Here is an 18,407-nt window from a genome sequence, read left to right as displayed (position 1 = left end):
GCGCAAACAGACGAAAAAGGACTTGCCATGCGTCATGCCACCCGTCTTTCGACCCTGCTGGCCCTGGGCCTGATTAGCCAATCCCCTGCCCTGCTGGCCAACAACCTGGTGTTCTGCTCCGAAGGCAGCCCCGCCGGCTTCGACACCGCCCAATACACTAGCGCCACCGACAACGACGCTGCCGAACCGATCTACAACCGCCTGGTCGAGTTCGAGCGCGGCGGCACCGCCGTGCACCCTGCCCTGGCGACCCGCTGGGAAGTGTCCGACGATGGCCTGCGTTACACCTTTCACCTGCGCGAAGGGGTGAAGTTCCATAGCAACAAGGCCTTCACTCCGAGCCGCGACTTCAATGCCGACGACGTGCTGTTCACCTTCAACCGCATGCTCGACAAGGGCCACCCGTTCCGCCAGGCCTACCCGACCGAGTTCCCCTATTTCATCAGCATGGGCCTGGACAAGAACATCGCCCGCGTCGAGAAGGTCGACCCGCTGACCGTAGTATTCACCTTGAACACGGTCGATGCCGCGTTCATCCAGAACCTGGCGATGAGCTTCGCCTCGATTCTGTCTGCCGAGTACGCCGACAAGCTGCTGGCCAGCGGTCGCCCCAGCGACATCAACCAGCAACCGATCGGTACCGGGCCATTCGTGTTCCAGCGTTACCAGAAGGACTCGCAGATCCGCTACAAAGGCAACAAAGCCTACTGGGCGCCGGATGAGGTGAAGATCGACAACCTGGTGTTCTCGATCAACGTCGACCCTTCGGTGCGCATCCAGAAGCTGCGTCGCAACGAATGCCAGGTCACCCTGCACCCTCGCCCGGCCGACCTGCCGGCGCTCAAGGCCGACAGCAAGCTGCAGGTGCTGCAGCAACCGGGCTTCAACCTCGGCTACATCGCCTACAACACCCAGCACCCACCGTTCGACCGCCTGGAAGTACGCCAGGCGATGGACATGGCGGTGAACAAGAAGGCCATCATCCAGGCGGTGTATCAGGACTCCGGCCAACTGGCGGTCAATGCCATGCCGCCGACCCAGTGGTCCTATGACGAAAGCCTCAAGGACGCGCCCTACGACCCGGAAAAGGCCAAACAGCTGCTGCAGCAGGCCGGGGTCAAGGCTGGCACCGAAGTCACCCTGTGGGCCATGCCGGTGCAGCGCCCGTACAACCCCAACGCCAAACTGATGGCCGAAATGCTCCAGGCCGACTGGGCCAAGCTCGGCTTCAAGGTGCGCATCGTCAGCTACGAATGGGGCGAATACCTCAAGCGCATGAAAAGCGGCGAGCACGACATCGCCCTGATCGGCTGGACTGGCGACAACGGCGACCCGGACAACTGGTTGGGCACCCTCTACAACTGCGATGCCATCGGCAGCAACAACTACTCGCTGTGGTGCGACCCGCAGTACGACAACCTGGTCAAGCAGGCCAAGCAAGTGACCGACCGCGCGCAGCGCACCGCCCTGTACCAGCAGGCCCAGCAGCGGCTCAAGCAGCAGGTACCGATTACCCCGGTGGCGCATTCCACGGTCAACCAACCGCTCAGCGTCAAGGTTTCCCAGTTCAAGGTCAGCCCGTTTGGGCGCAATGATTTTTCCGGTGTGAGTGTTGATTAAGCGTTAACCGGTACCGGCCTCTTCGCGGGTGAACCCGCTCCTACACAGGCCCGTGTAGGAGCGGGTTTACCCGCGAAAGGGCCAGTACAGCCAACACAGCACCCCGATTCAGCCCGGCGATCCCGTGGCAACCCTGGCAACACCGCAGCAATCACCCGGCCCACAAGGCCGGCAATAACTAGAAAAGAAAGGGAGCTTTAACCTTGAGAGTATTCACCTTGACCGCACTGGCGTTAACCATCAGTGCCTTATCCACCGTGGCCCAGGCCGACTCGCAAAGCCAGGACTACCTCCCCGTCACCCTCAAAAGCGACAGCGAGCAGGCGCAGGCCAGCGGCTTCATCGACGGCCAGAGCCTGACAGGCAGTACCCGCAACTGGTACGCCCGCGAACGCGCCGCCCGCGCGCCGCTGTGGAAGTACTACAAGAGCGACGGCACCCGCCACGACACCCACAGCCGCGAGAACTGGGTGCAGGGCACCATCCTCAACTACAGCTCCGGCTTCACCCAGGGTACCGTGGGCTTCGCCGTCGAGGCCGCCGGCTACAACGCCATCGCCCTGCAGCAGAGCCGCGAAGCGGTCGCCGGCCCCAACAACCGTACCCTGACCCACAGCGATGGCGACCCCATCGGCCAGTGGAGCAAACTGGGCCTGGGCAACATCAAGGCACGCGTGTCCAACACCACCCTCACCCTGGGCCGGCAGTCAGTGGACACCCCGATGATCGCCTATATCGGCAACCGCGCCCTGCCGTCGAGCTTCCAGGGCGCATTCCTGCACAGCGCCGAGTTCGACAACCTCAGCTTCGACCTGGGTACCTTCGACCGTGTCTCGCCACGTACCGAGCAGAGCCTCAGCAAGTTCCGCAGCGAGTACGGTGCCACCGGCGTGGAAACCGACCGGGCCAGCACCGCCGGCATCAACTACCAGCCGTTCAAGAGCCTGAGCACCAGCCTGTACGCCACCAAGGTCGACGATTTCTGGAACCAGTACTACTTCGGCGCCAACCACGTGCTCGGTGACAGCGCAGTGCTCAGCCTGAGCACCGGCCTGAACTACTACAAGACCGTCGACGCCGGCAGCCAGAAGATGGGCAAGATCGACAACGACACCTACAGCCTGTCATTCGGCCTGACCCACCAGGCCCACACCCTCAGCGCCTCGTGGCAGCAGGTCAACGGCAACGAATACTTCGACTACCTGCACGAAACCAACGGCATCTACCTGGCCAACTCGCTGCTGTCCGACTTCAACGGCCCCAACGAGAAATCGCTGCAGATTTCCTACGTGCTGAACATGGCGCCCTACGGCGTGCCCGGCCTGAAGTTCAACCTGTACAACGCCCGCGGCTGGGGCATCGACGGCACCCACTACCGCGGCAGCGCCTATGACGTGAATGGCCTGGACGGCGAAACCCACTACGAGTGGGGCATCGGCACCAGCTACGCGGTGCAGAGCGGGCCACTGAAAGACACCAGCATCCGCGCCACCTACACCACGCACCGCGCCAGCAAGGCGCAGGGCGATGGCAGCCTGGATGAGTTCCGCGTGGTCACCACCATTCCGTTCAACATTCTCTGACCGCTGGCGCCACGGCCGGCTTCGCTGCGGGCCGTGGCGGCTACGCTGGAATCAATGCAAGCAGGGAGTCTTCAACCCATGCAGAGAGCTTTCATCAAATCACTACCGCTACGCCTGGCCCTGGCCGCGCTGGTGCTCGGCAGTGCCACGCAACTGGCAGCCAAACCGCTGGTGGTATGCACCGAAGCCAGCCCGGAAGGGTTCGACGTCGTTCAATACACCACGGCGGTCACCTTCGATGCCTCGTCCGAAACCCTGTTCAACCGCTTGGTCGACTTCAAGCCCGGCACCACCGACATCCAGCCGGCCCTGGCCGAACGTTGGGACATTTCGCCAGACGGCCTGACCTACACCTTTCACCTGCGCCAGGGGGTGAAGTTCCACACTACCGATTACTTCACGCCTACCCGCGAGTTCAACGCCGACGACGTGCTGTGGAGCCTGCGTCGCCAACTCGATCCGGCCCACCCGTGGCATGACAAGACCAGCGTCGGCTACCCGTACTTCGAAAGCATGGCCTTCAAGGACCTGCTCAAGTCGGTGGACAAGACCGACGACCACACCGTGGTGATCACCCTCACCCGTCCGGAAGCCCCGTTCCTGCATGACATGGCCATGGGTTTCACTTCGATCTACTCCGCCGAATACGGCGACCAGTTGCTCAAGGCCGGCAAGACCGCCGAGCTGAACAGCAAGCCGATCGGCACCGGCCCATTCATTTTCCAGCGCTATAACAAGGACGCTCAGGTCCGCTTCAAAGCCAACCCGGACTACTTCCGCGGCAAGCCGCCGGCCGACGCCCTGGTATTCGCGATCGCCACCGACAGTAACGTGCGCCTGCAAAAACTGCGCGCCAACGAGTGCCAGGTGGCGTTGTACCCCAAGCCGGACGACGTGCCGTCGATCAAGGCCGACCCCAAGCTCAAGGTGGCCGAAATCGAAGCGCTGGTCACCGGCTACATCGCCATGAACACCCAGCACAAATACCTCAGCGACGTGCGCGTGCGTAAAGCCATCAACATGGCCTTCGACCGCCAGACCCACGTCGACCAGCTGTTTGGCAAAGGCAATGCACTGGTCGGTGTGAATCCGTATCCACCGACCATGGTCGGCTACAACACCGACAACAAGAACCCGCCTCGCGACCTGGCCAAAGCCCGCGAACTGCTCAAGGAAGCTGGCGTGCCCGAAGGCACGGTAATAACCCTGTTCACCCGCAACGGTGGCGGCGCTACCAACCCCAACCCGCGCCTGTCTGCCGAGATGCTGCAGGCCGACCTGAAACAGATCGGCCTGCAACTGGATATCCGCGTGATGGAATGGGCTGAAATGCTGCGCCGCGCGAAGAAGGGTGAAGCCGACCTGGTGTCTACCGGCTGGGCCGGCGACAACGGCGACCCGGACAATTTCCTCAGCCCACTGCTCAGTTGCGATGCGGCCAGGACCGGCGAGAACTACGCGCGCTGGTGCAACCCGAAATTCCAGGAGCTGATCAGCCGTGCCCGCGAAGTGATCGACAACGACGAGCGCGCAAGGCTCTATAGCGAGGCATTGAAGGTGTACGATGACGACCAACCCTGGATCAGCATGGCTCATCCGAAGATGTTCACCGCCATGCGTGACAACGTGGAGGGCTACGTGATCAGCCCTCTGACCAACAACAACTTCGCCACCACCAAGGTGAAGTAGAACAACAACGACCGCCGGCAACCCACACGGGCACCGGCGGCACTGCCGTAGCGCGCTGCTGGCCGCACGGTCTGATGAGGTAACCCCGACAATGTTGAGTTTTATTGCCCGGCGCCTTGGCCTGCTGATACCGACCTTTTTCGGTATCACCTTGCTCACCTTCGCGCTCATACGCCTGATCCCCGGCGACCCGGTGGAAGTGATGATGGGCGAACGCAGGGTCGACCCCGAAATGCATGCCCAGGCCATGGAGCGCCTGGGCTTGAACAAGCCGTTGCCAGTCCAGTACCTGGACTATGTCGGCAAGCTGGCCCACGGTGATCTCGGAGAGTCGCTGCGCACCCGCGAAAGCGTGTGGAGCGAATTCCTCACCCTGTTCCCCGCCACCCTGGAGCTGGCCTTTGCCGCCTTGCTGTTCGCCGGCACTGTCGGCCTGCTGGCCGGGGTGATCGCCGCGCTCAAGCGCGGCTCGCTGTTCGACCACGGGGTGATGGGCATATCGCTGGCCGGCTATTCGATGCCGATCTTCTGGTGGGGCTTGATCCTGATCATGTTCTTCTCGGTGAGCCTGGGCTGGACCCCAGTGTCCGGGCGCATCGACCTGCTCTACGACATCGAGCCGAAAACCGGCTTCATGCTTATCGACACCCTGCTCAGCGACGAAGAAGGCGCGTTCAAGGACGCGGTGATGCACCTGATCCTGCCGGCCATCGTGCTCGGCACCATCCCGCTGGCGGTGATCGCCCGCATGACCCGTTCGTCGATGCTCGAAGTGCTGCGCGAGGACTACATCCGCACCGCCCGCGCCAAAGGCCTGTCGCCGGCCCGCGTGGTATTCGTGCATGGCCTGCGCAATGCCTTGATCCCGGTGCTGACGGTGTTCGGCCTGCAGGTCGGCACGTTGCTGGCCGGTGCGGTGCTGACCGAAACCATCTTTTCCTGGCCGGGCATCGGCAAGTGGCTGATCGAAGCCATCGGTGCCCGTGACTACCCCGTGGTCCAGAACGGCATCCTGTTGATCGCCTGCCTGGTGATCCTGGTCAACTTCGTCGTGGACATCCTCTACGGCCTGGCCAACCCACGCATCCGTCATCAGCGCTGAGGCCCTTGCCATGACTAGCCCGATTCCGAAATCCGTGTCGCCGGCCAGCCCGGTGGACCAGAGCCTGCTCTACCCCTCGCCGTACAAAGAATTCTGGCAAGCCTTCGCGCGCAACAAGGGCGCGGTGATGGGCCTGGCCTTCATGAGCCTGGTGGTGTTCTGCGCGCTGTTCGCACCGTGGGTAGCCCCGCATGACCCCAGCGAGCAGTACCGCGACTTCCTGCTGACCCCGCCGGTATGGCTGGAAGGCGGCACCTGGCAGTTCATCCTCGGCACCGACGAACTCGGCCGCGACCTGCTTTCGCGGCTGATCCAGGGCGCGCGGCTGTCGCTGCTGATCGGCTTGTCGTCGGTGGTGATGTCGCTGATCCCGGGCATCCTGCTGGGCCTGCTGGCCGGTTTCTTCCCGCACATTCTCGGCCCGTCGATCATGCGCCTGATGGACGTGATGCTGGCCCTGCCTTCGCTGCTGCTGGCAGTGGCCATCGTCGCCATCCTCGGCCCAGGCCTGATCAACACGGTTATCGCCATCGCCATCGTGTCGCTGCCGTCCTACGTGCGCTTGACCCGCGCCGCGGTGATGGGCGAGCTGAACCGCGACTACGTCACCGCCGCACGCCTGGCCGGTGCCGGGCTGCCACGGCTGATGTTCGTCACCGTGCTGCCCAACTGCATGGCGCCGCTGATCGTGCAGGCCACCCTGAGCTTCTCCTCGGCCATCCTCGATGCCGCCGCCCTGGGCTTCCTCGGCCTCGGCGTACAGCCGCCAACCCCGGAGTGGGGCACCATGCTGGCATCGGCCCGTGACTACATCGAGCGCGCCTGGTGGGTGGTCAGCCTGCCCGGCCTGACCATTCTGCTCAGTGTGTTGGCAATCAACCTGATGGGCGACGGCCTGCGCGATGCGCTGGACCCGAAACTCAAGAACGCCGCCTGAGGAGAACGCCATGTCACTGTTGCAGATCAACAACCTGAACGTGCGCTTCGGCGACGCCAATGCAGTACCAGTGGTCGATGGCCTGGACCTGGCGGTAGAGGCCGGCGAGATCCTGGCCATCGTCGGCGAATCCGGCTCGGGCAAGTCCGTGACCATGATGGCCCTGATGGGCCTGATCGACGCCCCCGGGCGGATCACCGCCGACGCCCTCACCTTCGACGGCACCGACATGCTCAAGCTTAGCGGCCGCCAGAGGCGCAAGGTGGTGGGCAAGGACATCGCCATGGTCTTCCAGGACCCGATGACCGCGCTCAACCCCAGCTACACCGTGGGCTACCAGATCGAGGAGGTACTACGCCAGCATCTGGGCCTGAAGGGCAAGGCAGCGCGCCAGCGTGCCCTCGATCTGTTGAAAAAGGTCGAGATCCCGGCTGCGGAAAGCCGCCTGGATGCCTACCCGCATCAACTGTCCGGCGGCATGAGCCAGCGCGTGGCGATTGCCATGGCCATTGCCGGCGAGCCCAAGCTGCTGATCGCCGACGAGCCGACCACCGCGCTGGACGTGACCATCCAGGCGCAGATCATGGAGCTGCTGGTGAACCTGCAGAAGGAGCGCAACATGGCGCTCATCCTGATCACCCACGACCTTGCCGTGGTTGCCGAAACGGCCAAGCGGGTGTGCGTGATGTACGCAGGCCAGGCCGTGGAAGTGGGCCAGGTGCCGGAGCTGTTCGACGTGCCCGCCCATCCCTACAGCGAAGCGTTGCTGGCGGCGATCCCCGAGCACAGCATCGGCGCCGAACGCCTGGCCACCCTGCCCGGCATCGTCCCCGGCCGCTACGACCGCCCCGTGGGCTGCCTGCTGTCTCCGCGCTGCCCGTACGTGCAGGAAAACTGCCGGCGCCAGCGCCCGCCGCTTGACCCACAGGCCCACAGCCTGGTGCGTTGCTTCTACCCGCTGAACCAGGAGGTGGCGTGATGGCCGTCGTTCTATCTGCCCGGGAGCTGACCCGGCACTACGAGGTCTCCCGCGGCCTGTTCAAGGGCCACGCCCTGGTCCGTGCGCTGAATGGCGTGTCATTCGAACTGGAGGCTGGCAAGACCCTGGCCGTAGTTGGCGAGTCCGGCTGCGGCAAGTCGACCCTGGCCCGCGCCCTGACGCTGATCGAAGAGCCGTCATCCGGCTCGCTGCAAATCGCTGGCACCGAGGTGAAGGGCGCCAGCAAGTCCGAGCGCAAGCAACTGCGCCGGGACGTGCAGATGGTGTTCCAGAGCCCCTATGCCTCGCTCAACCCGCGGCAGAAGATCGGTGATCAACTGGCCGAACCGCTGCTGATCAACACCTCGCTGAGCAAGGCCGAGCGGCGCGAGAAAGTGCAGAAGATGATGGAACAGGTCGGCCTGCGCCCCGAGCACTATCAGCGCTACCCGCACATGTTCTCCGGTGGCCAGCGCCAGCGTATCGCCCTGGCCCGGGCGATGATGCTGCAGCCCAAGGTGCTGGTGGCGGACGAGCCGACCTCGGCGCTGGACGTGTCAATCCAGGCCCAGGTGCTGAACCTGTTCATGGACCTGCAGAAGGAGTTCAACACCGCCTACGTGTTCATCTCGCACAACCTGGCGGTGGTGCAGCATGTGGCCGATCAGGTGCTGGTGATGTACCTGGGGCGGCCGGCGGAGATGGGGCCGAAGGAGGACATCTACGAGAAGCCGCTGCACCCGTATACCCAGGCGCTGCTGTCGGCGACACCGGCGATTCATCCTGATCCGCTTAAGCCGAAGATTCGTATTGCCGGGGAGTTGCCCAACCCGCTGAACCCGCCGGATGGGTGTGCGTTTCACAAGCGTTGCCCGCATGCGACCGAACGCTGTGCCAAGGAGGTGCCGGCGTTGCGGCAGGTGAGTACCCGGCAGGTGGCTTGTCACTATGCCGAGCAGTTCCTTTAGATCGGTGTAGCCCTCATCGCCGGCAAGCCAGCTCCCACAAGTACACCACTGCCTTCAAGGCCTGTGAAATACCTGTGGGAGCTGGCTTGCCGGCGATGGACCGCGCAGTGACCCCGGTTTTCTCAATGCATGAAGAACCAAATCAGGATGATCACCGGAATCGGCACCCCAATCATCCACAGCAGTATCGAGCGCATGGCCTTTCTCCTTGTTCGATGGTGAAAAGACCAGTGCACCCGCCATGCCATCCGTATCAAAAAATTACATACATAGGAAACAAAGGCTTACCTCTCAACCCACTGGATAGAACCATGCAAAACGCCTGATCCACTGCCTTGCACCTAGGTGTTCTGCAATGCACTATCCACTCCATGACCGCCACCACCCTCTCCGACGGCCCCGAGCAAACCCCGCTCACCGCCGACACCGTGCTGCGCTACCACCTGTGCTGGAAGCACCTCGACCTCGACGGCGTCATCGCGCTCTACCACCCGGATATCCAGTACCACGACTTCTTCCAGAACCGCGTGCTCGGCTACCACGAGCTGCGTGACTACGTGCGCGCCTGCCTACCCCATGAAGCCGGCGAAGACATCGTCCACAACGACCGGATCCGCGTCGACGGTTGCACCGCGTTCATCCAGTACCAGGTCACTGTGCAAGGCGGCGACGGCCTGGTGGCGTTCCAGTCCAGCGAGGCGATCACGGTCAAGGACGGCCTGATCTGGCGGGTCAACGAATACGCCACGCTGGTGCGCCAGAACCGCAACGGCCTGGTCAGCAGCGGGCCGCGCCCGGCCACCAGCCGGCTGGGCCTGTCACCCCGGCAACTGTCGACGATGGCCCAGGATCTGGAGCACTACTTCCAGCGCCAGCGCCCCTACCTGGACCCGGAACTGGACCTGCAGCAGGTAGCCGACGCCAGTGGCTACAGCCGTAACCAGATCTCCTACCTGCTCAACCAGGTACTTGGGCAAAGCTTCTACCGCTACGTCAACCAAGCCCGCCTGCAGCACCTGATGGGCAGCCTCGACGACAATAGTGCCGAAGCGCCGATCGACAACCTGGCGTTCAATGCCGGCTTCAACTCGCTGTCGGCGTTCTACAAGTGCTTCCGCGAACATACCGGCCTGACGCCCAAGGCCTACCTGAAGCAAATTTCCCTGCGTGCACGCACGTAAGACAATCACCCGCCAACACCACTAGCATCGCCACAGACCTTGACCGAAGTGGAGCCGAACCCGATGCAACCCCTGCGCACGCTCAGCCTGTGGATGGACCAGCTCGACGAGCCACTGTGCCCCCGCCCGGCCCTGCGCGAAGACCTGGCAGCGGATGTGTGCATCATCGGCGCCGGCTACACCGGTTTGTGGACTGCCTACTACCTCAAGCGCCAGGCGCCACAGTTGAACATCGTGGTGATGGACGCCAACATCGCCGGTTTCGGCGCCTCGGGGCGCAACGGCGGCTGGCTGATGGGCAACCTGTTGGGCGAAGACCGCCTGCTCGCCACCCTGTCGCCGCAACAGCGCCGCGCCAGCATCGACCTGCTGCACGGTATTCCCGATGAAGTGCACCGCGTGTTGCAGCACGAAGGCATCGATTGCGACTACCGCAAAGGTGGCGTGCTGTATTGCGCCGCACGTTATCCAGAGCAGGAGCGCAGCCTGCGCGCCTACCTCGACGACCTGTATCGCCAAGGCATGACCGAGGACGATTACCGCTGGTTGCGCCCCGAACAGCTGGACGCCCAGCTGCGAGTCAGCAACGCCTATGGCGCCATCTACAGCCCGCACACCGCGACCATCCAACCCGCCAGGCTAGCGCGTGGCCTGGCCCGGGCAGTGGAAGCGCTGGGCGTGCCGATCTACGAGAACACCCCAGCCATCGACTGGCAGCCCGGCGAGGTACGCACGCCGCTGGCACGCATTCGCTGCCAGTGGATGGTGTCTGCGGTAGAGGGTTACGCCGCCAGCCTGCCGCCACTGGGCAAACATCAACTGCCGGTGCAAAGCCTGCTGGTAGCCACCGAGCCGTTGCCGGAAGCCATCTGGGAGCAGATCGGCCTGAGCCAGGGCCAGGCCTTCAGCGAAAGCAGCCGCCAGGTCACCTACGGCCAGCGCACCACCGACAACCGCCTGGTATTCGGCGCCCGCGGTGGCTACCGCTTCGGCGGCCGCCTGCGCGAGAACTTCAACCTCGACGAGCACGAAATCGAACTGCGCCGCTACCTGTTCAGCGAGCTGTTCCCGCAGCTCAAGCATGTGCGCATCACCCATTCCTGGGGCGGCAACCTGGGCATGGCCCGGCGCTTCCGCCCGCACATGCTCTGCGACCGCCAGCGCGGCATCGCCCTGGCCGGCGGTTACGGCGGTGAAGGCGTCGGCGCTACCAACCTCGGCGGGCGCACGTTGGCGGCGCTGATCCTCAACCAGCATAACGAGCTGACCGCACAGCCCTGGGTGCTCGACAACCGCCCGCTTTCGAGCCTGGCCAGCTGGCCACCGGAGCCCTGCCGCTGGCTCGGCTACAACGCGATCATCCAGAGTTTCGTCCACGAGGACCGGACCCTCGCCAACCCCGCCAGCGCGCCCTGGAGGCGGCGCCTGGCCAGCTCACTTGCGGACTTCATGGAAGGCTTCATGCAGTGAGCTCGGGGAGGTTCTTGCCTTAAGGGATGCAGTGCCTGAGAGATCGAGGTATGCGCCACTGGATTCCTGGGACCTGATCTTCAAGCCCGAGGCCCGGATCTGGACCAGTATCAAGGCAGGGAATGGAGACCTGTGTAGTTCACACTGGCCTCATCGCCGGCAAGCCAGCTCCTACTTCGACCGCATAGGCCTCAAGCCCTGTGCAGTACCTGTGGGAGCTGGCTTGCCGGCGATAGGGCCAGATCAGACTACACAGGATTCTGACCTGGCCCCGAGGATCAATGGTGCTCGCGGGTAGCGCGGAACTTGATGTCCGGCCAGCGCTCTTCCATCAGCGACAGGTTGACCCGGGTCGGCGCCAGGTAGGTCAGGTGGCCGCCACCGTCGATGGCCAGGTTTTCCATGGCCTTGGTCTGGAATTCCTCGAGCTTCTTCTTGTCGTCGCAGCTGATCCAGCGCGCCGACCATACGGTGATCGGCTCGTAGGCACACTCGACCTTGTATTCTTCCTTCAGGCGGCTGGCGACCACGTCGAACTGCAGCACACCGACCGCACCAAGGATGATGTCGTTGCTACGCTCGGGGAAGAACACCTGGGTCGCACCCTCTTCGGCCAACTGCTGCAAGCCCTGGCGCAGTTGCTTGGATTTCAGCGGGTCCTTCAGGCGCACGCGGCGGAACAGTTCCGGTGCGAAGTGCGGGATACCGGTGAAGCCCAGCGCCTCGCCTTCGGTGAAGGTGTCGCCGATCTGGATGGTGCCGTGGTTGTGCAGGCCGATGATGTCGCCGGCATAGGCCTCTTCCAACTGCTCACGCTCGGAGGAGAAGAAGGTCAGTGCATCGCCGATGCGCAGGTCCTTGTTGATACGCACGTGGCGCATCTTCATGCCCTTCTCGTACTTGCCCGAGCAGATGCGCATGAAGGCGATACGGTCGCGGTGTTTCGGGTCCATGTTCGCCTGGATCTTGAACACGAAGCCGGTGAACTTCTCTTCCACAGGCTCCACGGTCCGCTCGTGGGCAACACGGCCCAGCGGGCGCGGCGCCCAATCGACGACCGCGTCGAGCACGTGGTCGACACCGAAGTTACCCAGCGCAGTACCGAAGAACACCGGCGTCAGCTGGCCGTTGATGAACTCTTCCTGGTTGAACTCGTGGCAGGCGCCCTGCACCAGTTCCAACTGCTCGACGAACGCGTCGTACTGGTCGCCCAGGTGCGCGCGCGCCTCGTCGGAGTCCAGGTTCTGGATGATCTTGGCTTCGGTGCGCTCGTGGCCATGGCCCGGGGTGTACACCACGATGTAGTCGCCGGTCAGGTGGTACACGCCCTTGAAGTCGCGGTAGCAGCCGATCGGCCAGGTGATCGGCGCGGCCTTGATCTTCAGTACCGCTTCGATCTCGTCGAGCAGTTCGATCGGGTCGCGGATGTCACGGTCGAGTTTGTTGATGAAGCTGACGATCGGCGTGTCACGCAGGCGGCACACGTCCATCAGGGCGATGGTGCGCGGCTCTACACCTTTACCGCCGTCGAGCACCATCAGCGCCGAGTCCACCGCGGTCAGGGTGCGGTAGGTGTCTTCCGAGAAGTCTTCGTGGCCGGGGGTGTCGAGCAGGTTGATCATGTGCTCGCGGTACGGGAACTGCATCACCGAGGTGGTGATGGAGATGCCGCGCTGCTTCTCCATTTCCATCCAGTCGGAGGTGGCGTGGCGGTCGGACTTGCGCGACTTCACGGTACCGGCGACGGCAATGGCCTTGCCCATCAGCAGCAGCTTCTCGGTGATGGTGGTCTTACCGGCGTCGGGGTGGGAAATGATTGCGAAAGTGCGGCGCTTCGCGACTTCGGCGGCCTGGTTGGTCATGGGAAATCGCCTGACTGGGGGATTAAAAAGGGGCGATATCATACCTGAAGTTGGGCGGGGACCAAAATTTGATCCCCACCGATGGTCAATCACGCGTGTTTTGCCTGATCGTCGCAAAATCCGTCAAGCGTGACAGGTGGACGACCAGGCATATGAGCAACAAGCTCCAGCGTACCGCCCAGTGCCTCCACATAGCTGCGCAGGGTCGAAATCAACATGTCGCTGCGGTTTTCCACCTTGGAGATGTTGCCCTGACGAATGTCCAGGCGCTCCGCCAAACTTTCCTGCGTGAACTCAAGCTGTTTACGCAATGCCTGGAGTGTCATTTCTTCACGAATCAACTGACGCCCCAGCGCTTCCACACGCTCCCTACGCTCTGGGGACAATTCGCTCATGACCTCATCGAGTGTTTTAGACATTTTTTTCACCTCTCGAAAGGTGGCTGGCAAAACGAGTGTCCGCTCGGTTTATCAACCGCTGATAAAACTTGTGCCGCCCAATCCCGACCTTGTCGCCAGCCACCAAGATGACTGCCTGGCGGTATGGATCAAATGCAAATGCCACCCGCCATACTGCATTACGCTCGGTGAACCTCAGTTCCTTCATATTCGGATATCGGGATCCATTCAACGTATCAACATGTGGCCGTCCGAGCGAAGGTCCTGAGGATTGCAGTAAACGCAGATGACCAAGCATTCGCTCCTGAACACCTTTATCCATCGCTTCGAAATCGCTAATGAACTCCTCACAGAACCTGATCGTCCACACCGACAAAATACCTCCGAAGGAATATTCCCTCAAGCAAATACTGGAAAATTCCAGAAGGTAATTTTGTCCATTGGCATAATCAGATCGATATCAGGTAAACCAACGCCTGCAAGTACGAAAATCGATTTTTTTTCGTGCAAATTTTCGTGCCACCCAGTGATTAACACTGGCCAAATGCCGCTTCAGATGGGAACCTTTACGCCCACGGAGACGTCCACTCCCCTGCAACCCGCTTCGCTTGGGGACTGGTTTCATCAGCATTTTCGGGCCCGACGGGGTTCGGCTCATAGCCTGATCGCAGCCTTCGGCTTGCGTCACGCTGCTACTCGCGAACACACCACCCGCCGCCAGGAATGGCCGGCAACCAAGAAGTGTGCTCGCCGACAACACAAGGAGTCCGCCTGTGGCTAAACGCTACGGAAAAGGGCTGTTGGGATGGGCCGCCGTGCTCGTCATCCTGGCCCTGCTGGTCCACTGGATCGGCATCGACACGATCGCGCGTTATCGCGACGATCTTGGGTTCTACCTGCAAGCGCACCTGATACTGGTGCTGGCTTCGATGGCGGCGGCGCTGGCCGTGGGCATCCCGGCCGGCATTGCGCTCAGTCGACCGCACCGGGTCGACAAAGCCGAGCGCTTCATGCAGTTCTTCAACGTTGGCAACACCATCCCTCCCCTGGCCGTTCTGGCCATCGCCCTGAGTATCCTGGGCATCGGCGCCGGGCCTGCGATCTTCGCGCTGTTCCTCGCCTCGCTCCTGCCCATCGTGCGCAACACCTACGAGGGCCTGAAAAACGTCCCCGCCTCGCTCAAGGAAGCCGCCACCGGCATCGGCATGACCCCGCGCCAGCAACTGTGGCAAGTGGAATTGCCCAACGCCGTGCCGATCATCGTCGGCGGTGTGCGCGTGGCGCTGGCGTTGAACGTGGGCACCGCACCGCTGGCGTTCCTGATTGGCGCCAACAGCCTGGGCAGCCTGATCTTCCCCGGCATCGCCCTGAACAACCAGCCACAGTTGCTGCTGGGTGCCGCCTGCACGGCCTTGCTGGCGCTGGCGCTGGATGCCGCGGTGAGTTTCTCCAGCAAGCGCTGGCTGGAACGTGGCCTGGCCCAATAAAGAAAGGGAACGTATGAACAAGAGAATCGCCTTGCTGTTGGGCGCGGCCCTGCTATTCGCAGGTGTTGCCCAGGCGGCGGAAAAACCGCTGATCCGCATCGGCGCGCGGGTGTTCACCGAGCAGACCGTACTCGCCGAAATCACCGCGCAATACCTGCGCGCCAACGGCTTCGATGTGCGCGTCACCACCGGCCTTGGCAGCAGCATCGCACGCCAGGCCCAGGAGACCGGGCAGCTCGACCTGATGTGGGAATACACCGGCGTGTCGCTGGTGTCGTACAACCATATCGACGAGCGCATGCCCAGTGCCCAGGCTACCTACGCCAAAGTCAAGGAACTGGACGCGAAGAAGGACCTGATCTGGCTGACACCGTCGAAGTTCAGCAACACCTACGCCCTGGGGCTGCCCAAGCAGGTGGCCGAGGCCTACCCACAAATCAACACCATCAGCGACCTCAACCAGGCGCTACGTGACGAAAGCCAGCGCACCCACCTGGTTGCGCTGGACACCGAGTTCGCCAACCGCCCCGATGGCCTGGTCGGCCTGCGCGAGATGTATGACCTGCCGCTGGACCGGCGCAACATCCGCCAGATGGATGCCGGCCTGGTTTACACCGCCATGCACAACAATCAAGTGTTCGCTGGCCTGGTGTACACCACCGACGGCCGCCTGAACGCGTTCAACCTCAAGCTGCTGGAAGACGACAAGCACTACTTCCCCGACTACACCGCCGCTCCGGTAGTGCGCAAGCAGGTGCTCGACGCCAACCCGAAACTGGTCGACCTGCTCAAGCCGCTGGCCGAACAGTTGGATGATGAAACCATGCGCCAGCTCAACGCCAAGGTCGATGTCGAGCACCAGAACCCCACCGCGGTGGCCGCTGCCTTCCTGCGCGAGCGCCCACTGAACAGCGAGGGCCAGCCATGAACCTGATCGATACGTTCGCCCACCTGGACTGGGCCCAGGTGCTGCACCTGACCTGGCAACACATCATGCTGGTGGGCATCGCCGTGGGCCTGGCGATCCTCGTCGGGGTACCGCTGGGCATCCTCATGACCCGCTTCCCGGCCTTCGCCGGCCCGCTGCAAGCCAGCGCCACGGTGCTGCTGACCGTGCCCTCCATCGCCCTGTTCGGCCTGCTGCTGCCGTTCTATTCCAAGTTCGGCCAGGGCCTCGGCCCGTTACCGGCGATCACCGCAGTGTTCCTCTATTCACTGCTGCCGATCATGCGCAACACCTACCTGGCCCTGACCAACGTCGAGCCCGGCATCCGTGAAGCCGCACGCGGCATCGGCATGACCTTCGGCCAGCGCCTGCGCATGGTCGAGCTGCCCATCGCGGTGCCGGTGATCCTTGCCGGTGTGCGCACCGCCGTGGTGATGAACATCGGCGTCATGACCATCGCTGCCACCATCGGCGCCGGTGGCCTGGGCGTGCTCATTCTTACTTCCATCAGCCGCAGCGACATGTCGATGCTGCTGGTCGGCGCCGTGCTGGTCAGCCTGCTGGCGATCATCGCCGACCTGCTGCTGCAAACCCTGCAACGTGCCCTGACTCCAGAAGGACTGCGCTCATGATCGAACTGAAGAACCTCAGCAAAACCTTCAACGTCAACGGCAAGGACGTCAAAGCCGTCGACGCGGTAAGCCTCACCGTCAACGAAGGCGAAATCTGCGTGTTCCTCGGCCCTTCGGGCTGCGGCAAGAGCACCACGTTGAAGATGATCAACCGCCTGATCACGCCTACCTCCGGCCAGGTGTTCATCAATGGCGAAGACACCACCGGGCTGGACGAAGTGACCCTGCGCCGGCACATCGGCTACGTGATCCAGCAGATCGGCCTGTTCCCCAACATGACCATCGAGGAAAACATCACCGTGGTCCCGCGCCTGCTCGGCTGGGACAAGCAGAAGTGCCACGAGCGCGCCCGCGAGCTGATGCACATGATCAAGCTGGAGCCCAAGCAGTACCTGCAGCGTTACCCACGCGAGCTGTCCGGTGGCCAGCAGCAGCGTATCGGCGTGATCCGTGCGCTGGCGGCAGAAGCGCCAGTGCTGTTGATGGACGAGCCGTTCGGCGCGGTCGACCCGATCAACCGCGAGATGATCCAGAACGAGTTCTTCGAGATGCAGCGGGCACTGAACAAGACCGTGATCATGGTCAGCCACGACATCGACGAAGCGATCAAGCTGGGTGACAAGATTGCTATCTTCCGCGCCGGCAAGCTGTTGCAACTGGACCACCCGGATACCTTGCTGGCACACCCGGTAGATGACTTCGTGAGCAACTTCGTTGGCCAGGACAGCACCCTCAAGCGCCTGCTGCTGGTGCGTGCCGAGGATGCGGCGGACAACGCGCCGTCGGTAAGCCCGGAAACGCCGGTGAATGAGGCACTGGAGCTACTGGACGAGCACGACCGCCGTTACGTGGTGGTGACCGATGCGCAGAACAAGGCGCTGGGCTATGTGCGCCGGCGCGACATGCACCGCCAGCAAGGCACATGTGCTGACTTCCTGCGCCCGTTCAATGCCACGGCGGCGCATGATGAGCATTTGCGCATCCTGCTGTCGCGGATGTACGAGTTCAACCGGGCGTGGTTGCCGGTGCTGGATGCCGAGCAGGTGTTCCTGGGCGAGGTGACGCAGGAGTCGATTGCCGCGTACCTGAGCTCGGGGCGCTCGCGCGGGGCGAAGACCAGCATCGTATCGCCGGCTGAGGCGGTGGCTTCTTAGATTGCTGGGGGGCGCCTTGCGCCCCTTTCGCGACACAAGGCCGCTCCCACACAGGCTGTGTGAAAACTCAAAATCAGAGATCAGCCCGCCAGGGCTGATCTCTGATTGAGATTCTCAGATACCCGAGAGATACCTCTCAGGCCAGCATATCCAGCAGCCTGCGGGTTCCCAGGATGTTGATGGTTCGCTTCAGGTTGTAGCTGGTCACTGCCAGCGCCATCTCAGCTTTGGCTCCCTGTACTTGGCGCAGCAGGAACCGCCCGGTTCCCAGTGCCCACTGCTTCAAGTTGCCGAAAGGATGCTCAACAGTACTTTTCCGCCTCAGCATCATGTCCAGATTGGCATTCAAGCGTTTGGTCATTCGTTCAAACGCTGCCTCATTGGGATGGCGCTTCAGCG

General features: G+C 62.8%; 17 protein-coding genes. 13 read left to right on the top strand and 4 right to left on the bottom strand.

Annotated features, from left to right (window positions below):
* The first annotated feature begins 27 nt into the window (after positions 1–27).
* The 9 genes from TZ03_RS06720 (at position 28) to TZ03_RS06680 (ending at position 11,529) form a co-directional block, all read left to right on the top strand.
* Positions 28–1,620 (top strand): ABC transporter substrate-binding protein, encoded by a 1,593-nt coding sequence (locus TZ03_RS06720; RefSeq protein WP_051096573.1) that lies wholly within the window; start codon positions 28–30, stop codon positions 1,618–1,620.
* A gap of 203 nt (positions 1,621–1,823) precedes the next feature.
* The gene (locus tag TZ03_RS06715; protein ID WP_051096572.1) at positions 1,824–3,203 is read left to right on the top strand and encodes an OprD family porin; all 1,380 of its coding nucleotides are present in this window, start codon (positions 1,824–1,826) and stop codon (positions 3,201–3,203) included.
* 78 nt (positions 3,204–3,281) lie between these two features.
* Positions 3,282–4,892 carry an ABC transporter substrate-binding protein gene (locus tag TZ03_RS06710; protein ID WP_051096571.1) on the top strand — a complete coding sequence of 537 codons (1,611 nt, stop codon included), beginning with the start codon at positions 3,282–3,284 and terminating at the stop codon, positions 4,890–4,892.
* 91 nt (positions 4,893–4,983) lie between these two features.
* Positions 4,984–5,994: an ABC transporter permease subunit gene (locus TZ03_RS06705; protein WP_051096570.1), complete on the top strand. Its 1,011-nt coding sequence runs from the start codon at positions 4,984–4,986 to the stop codon at positions 5,992–5,994.
* A 10-nt stretch (positions 5,995–6,004) separates the two neighbouring features.
* A complete protein-coding gene (locus TZ03_RS06700) occupies positions 6,005–6,931 on the top strand; it encodes an ABC transporter permease subunit (RefSeq protein WP_051096569.1) in 927 nt (308 codons plus the stop codon).
* Between the two features lie 10 nt (positions 6,932–6,941).
* Complete coding sequence (locus TZ03_RS06695; RefSeq protein WP_051096568.1) at positions 6,942–7,910, top strand: ABC transporter ATP-binding protein; 969 nt, start codon at positions 6,942–6,944, stop codon at positions 7,908–7,910.
* On the top strand, positions 7,910–8,878 hold the full coding sequence (locus TZ03_RS06690) for a peptide ABC transporter ATP-binding protein (RefSeq protein WP_051096567.1): 969 nt from the start codon (positions 7,910–7,912) through the stop codon (positions 8,876–8,878). Before TZ03_RS06695 ends, TZ03_RS06690 begins: the two co-directional genes overlap by 1 nt.
* A 371-nt stretch (positions 8,879–9,249) precedes the next feature.
* Complete coding sequence (locus TZ03_RS06685) at positions 9,250–10,059, top strand: AraC family transcriptional regulator (protein ID WP_051096566.1); 810 nt, start codon at positions 9,250–9,252, stop codon at positions 10,057–10,059.
* A 63-nt stretch (positions 10,060–10,122) separates the two neighbouring features.
* Complete coding sequence (locus TZ03_RS06680) at positions 10,123–11,529, top strand: NAD(P)/FAD-dependent oxidoreductase (RefSeq protein WP_051096565.1); 1,407 nt, start codon at positions 10,123–10,125, stop codon at positions 11,527–11,529.
* Between the two features lie 278 nt (positions 11,530–11,807).
* On the opposite strand, the gene TZ03_RS06675 is transcribed toward TZ03_RS06680, so the two are convergent.
* The 3 genes from TZ03_RS06675 to TZ03_RS28450 all read right to left on the bottom strand — a co-directional run bounded on the left by TZ03_RS06675 (position 11,808) and on the right by TZ03_RS28450 (position 14,111).
* A complete protein-coding gene (locus TZ03_RS06675) occupies positions 11,808–13,391 on the bottom strand; it encodes a peptide chain release factor 3 (protein ID WP_051096564.1) in 1,584 nt (527 codons plus the stop codon).
* A gap of 89 nt (positions 13,392–13,480) precedes the next feature.
* Entirely contained in the window at positions 13,481–13,810 is a 330-nt protein-coding gene (locus tag TZ03_RS06670) for a helix-turn-helix domain-containing protein (RefSeq protein ID WP_051096563.1), read from the bottom strand.
* Positions 13,803–14,111, bottom strand: a complete 309-nt coding sequence (locus TZ03_RS28450) for a type II toxin-antitoxin system RelE/ParE family toxin (RefSeq protein ID WP_082056562.1) — start codon at positions 14,109–14,111, stop codon at positions 13,803–13,805. The genes TZ03_RS06670 and TZ03_RS28450 overlap by 8 nt, the downstream gene beginning before the upstream one ends.
* Positions 14,112–14,562: 451 nt before the next feature.
* Here TZ03_RS28450 and TZ03_RS06665 point away from each other — a divergent pair, with 451 nt between their 5' ends.
* Genes TZ03_RS06665 through TZ03_RS06650 form a run of 4 tightly spaced genes read left to right on the top strand, consistent with a single transcriptional unit; the run spans position 14,563 to position 18,008 of the window.
* On the top strand, positions 14,563–15,276 hold the full coding sequence (locus TZ03_RS06665; RefSeq protein ID WP_051096562.1) for an ABC transporter permease: 714 nt from the start codon (positions 14,563–14,565) through the stop codon (positions 15,274–15,276).
* 13 nt (positions 15,277–15,289) lie between these two features.
* A complete protein-coding gene (locus tag TZ03_RS06660; RefSeq protein ID WP_051096561.1) occupies positions 15,290–16,204 on the top strand; it encodes a glycine betaine ABC transporter substrate-binding protein in 915 nt (304 codons plus the stop codon).
* Positions 16,201–16,854: an ABC transporter permease gene (locus tag TZ03_RS06655; RefSeq protein WP_051096560.1), complete on the top strand. Its 654-nt coding sequence runs from the start codon at positions 16,201–16,203 to the stop codon at positions 16,852–16,854. Before TZ03_RS06660 ends, TZ03_RS06655 begins: the two co-directional genes overlap by 4 nt.
* Complete coding sequence (locus TZ03_RS06650; RefSeq protein WP_051096559.1) at positions 16,851–18,008, top strand: betaine/proline/choline family ABC transporter ATP-binding protein; 1,158 nt, start codon at positions 16,851–16,853, stop codon at positions 18,006–18,008. Before TZ03_RS06655 ends, TZ03_RS06650 begins: the two co-directional genes overlap by 4 nt.
* Positions 18,009–18,144: 136 nt before the next feature.
* On the opposite strand, the gene TZ03_RS06645 is transcribed toward TZ03_RS06650, so the two are convergent.
* The coding region (locus TZ03_RS06645; protein ID WP_051096558.1) for a transposase at positions 18,145–18,407 on the bottom strand (263 nt) is incomplete at its 5' end.

Source organism: Pseudomonas sp. 10-1B (assembly GCF_000935045.1).
Taxonomy (GTDB): domain Bacteria; phylum Pseudomonadota; class Gammaproteobacteria; order Pseudomonadales; family Pseudomonadaceae; genus Aquipseudomonas.
The sequence above is the reverse complement of the archived record's forward strand: the minus strand, read 5'-3'. Positions and strand labels throughout refer to the sequence as shown.

Excerpts from the sequence above, each read along its gene's own strand:
- TZ03_RS06720 (WP_051096573.1), top strand. The coding sequence starts at position 28 with ATGCGTCATGCCACCCGTCTTTCGACCCTGCTGGCCCTGGGCCTGATT.
- TZ03_RS06710 (WP_051096571.1), top strand. The coding sequence starts at position 3,282 with ATGCAGAGAGCTTTCATCAAATCACTACCGCTACGCCTGGCCCTGGCC.
- TZ03_RS06705 (WP_051096570.1), top strand. The coding sequence starts at position 4,984 with ATGTTGAGTTTTATTGCCCGGCGCCTTGGCCTGCTGATACCGACCTTT.
- TZ03_RS06700 (WP_051096569.1), top strand. The coding sequence starts at position 6,005 with ATGACTAGCCCGATTCCGAAATCCGTGTCGCCGGCCAGCCCGGTGGAC.
- TZ03_RS06695 (WP_051096568.1), top strand. The coding sequence starts at position 6,942 with ATGTCACTGTTGCAGATCAACAACCTGAACGTGCGCTTCGGCGACGCC.
- TZ03_RS06690 (WP_051096567.1), top strand. The coding sequence starts at position 7,910 with ATGGCCGTCGTTCTATCTGCCCGGGAGCTGACCCGGCACTACGAGGTC.
- TZ03_RS06685 (WP_051096566.1), top strand. The coding sequence starts at position 9,250 with ATGACCGCCACCACCCTCTCCGACGGCCCCGAGCAAACCCCGCTCACC.
- TZ03_RS06680 (WP_051096565.1), top strand. The coding sequence starts at position 10,123 with ATGCAACCCCTGCGCACGCTCAGCCTGTGGATGGACCAGCTCGACGAG.
- TZ03_RS06675 (WP_051096564.1), bottom strand. The coding sequence starts at position 13,391 with ATGACCAACCAGGCCGCCGAAGTCGCGAAGCGCCGCACTTTCGCAATC.
- TZ03_RS06670 (WP_051096563.1), bottom strand. The coding sequence starts at position 13,810 with ATGTCTAAAACACTCGATGAGGTCATGAGCGAATTGTCCCCAGAGCGT.
- TZ03_RS28450 (WP_082056562.1), bottom strand. The coding sequence starts at position 14,111 with ATGGATAAAGGTGTTCAGGAGCGAATGCTTGGTCATCTGCGTTTACTG.
- TZ03_RS06660 (WP_051096561.1), top strand. The coding sequence starts at position 15,290 with ATGAACAAGAGAATCGCCTTGCTGTTGGGCGCGGCCCTGCTATTCGCA.
- TZ03_RS06655 (WP_051096560.1), top strand. The coding sequence starts at position 16,201 with ATGAACCTGATCGATACGTTCGCCCACCTGGACTGGGCCCAGGTGCTG.
- TZ03_RS06650 (WP_051096559.1), top strand. The coding sequence starts at position 16,851 with ATGATCGAACTGAAGAACCTCAGCAAAACCTTCAACGTCAACGGCAAG.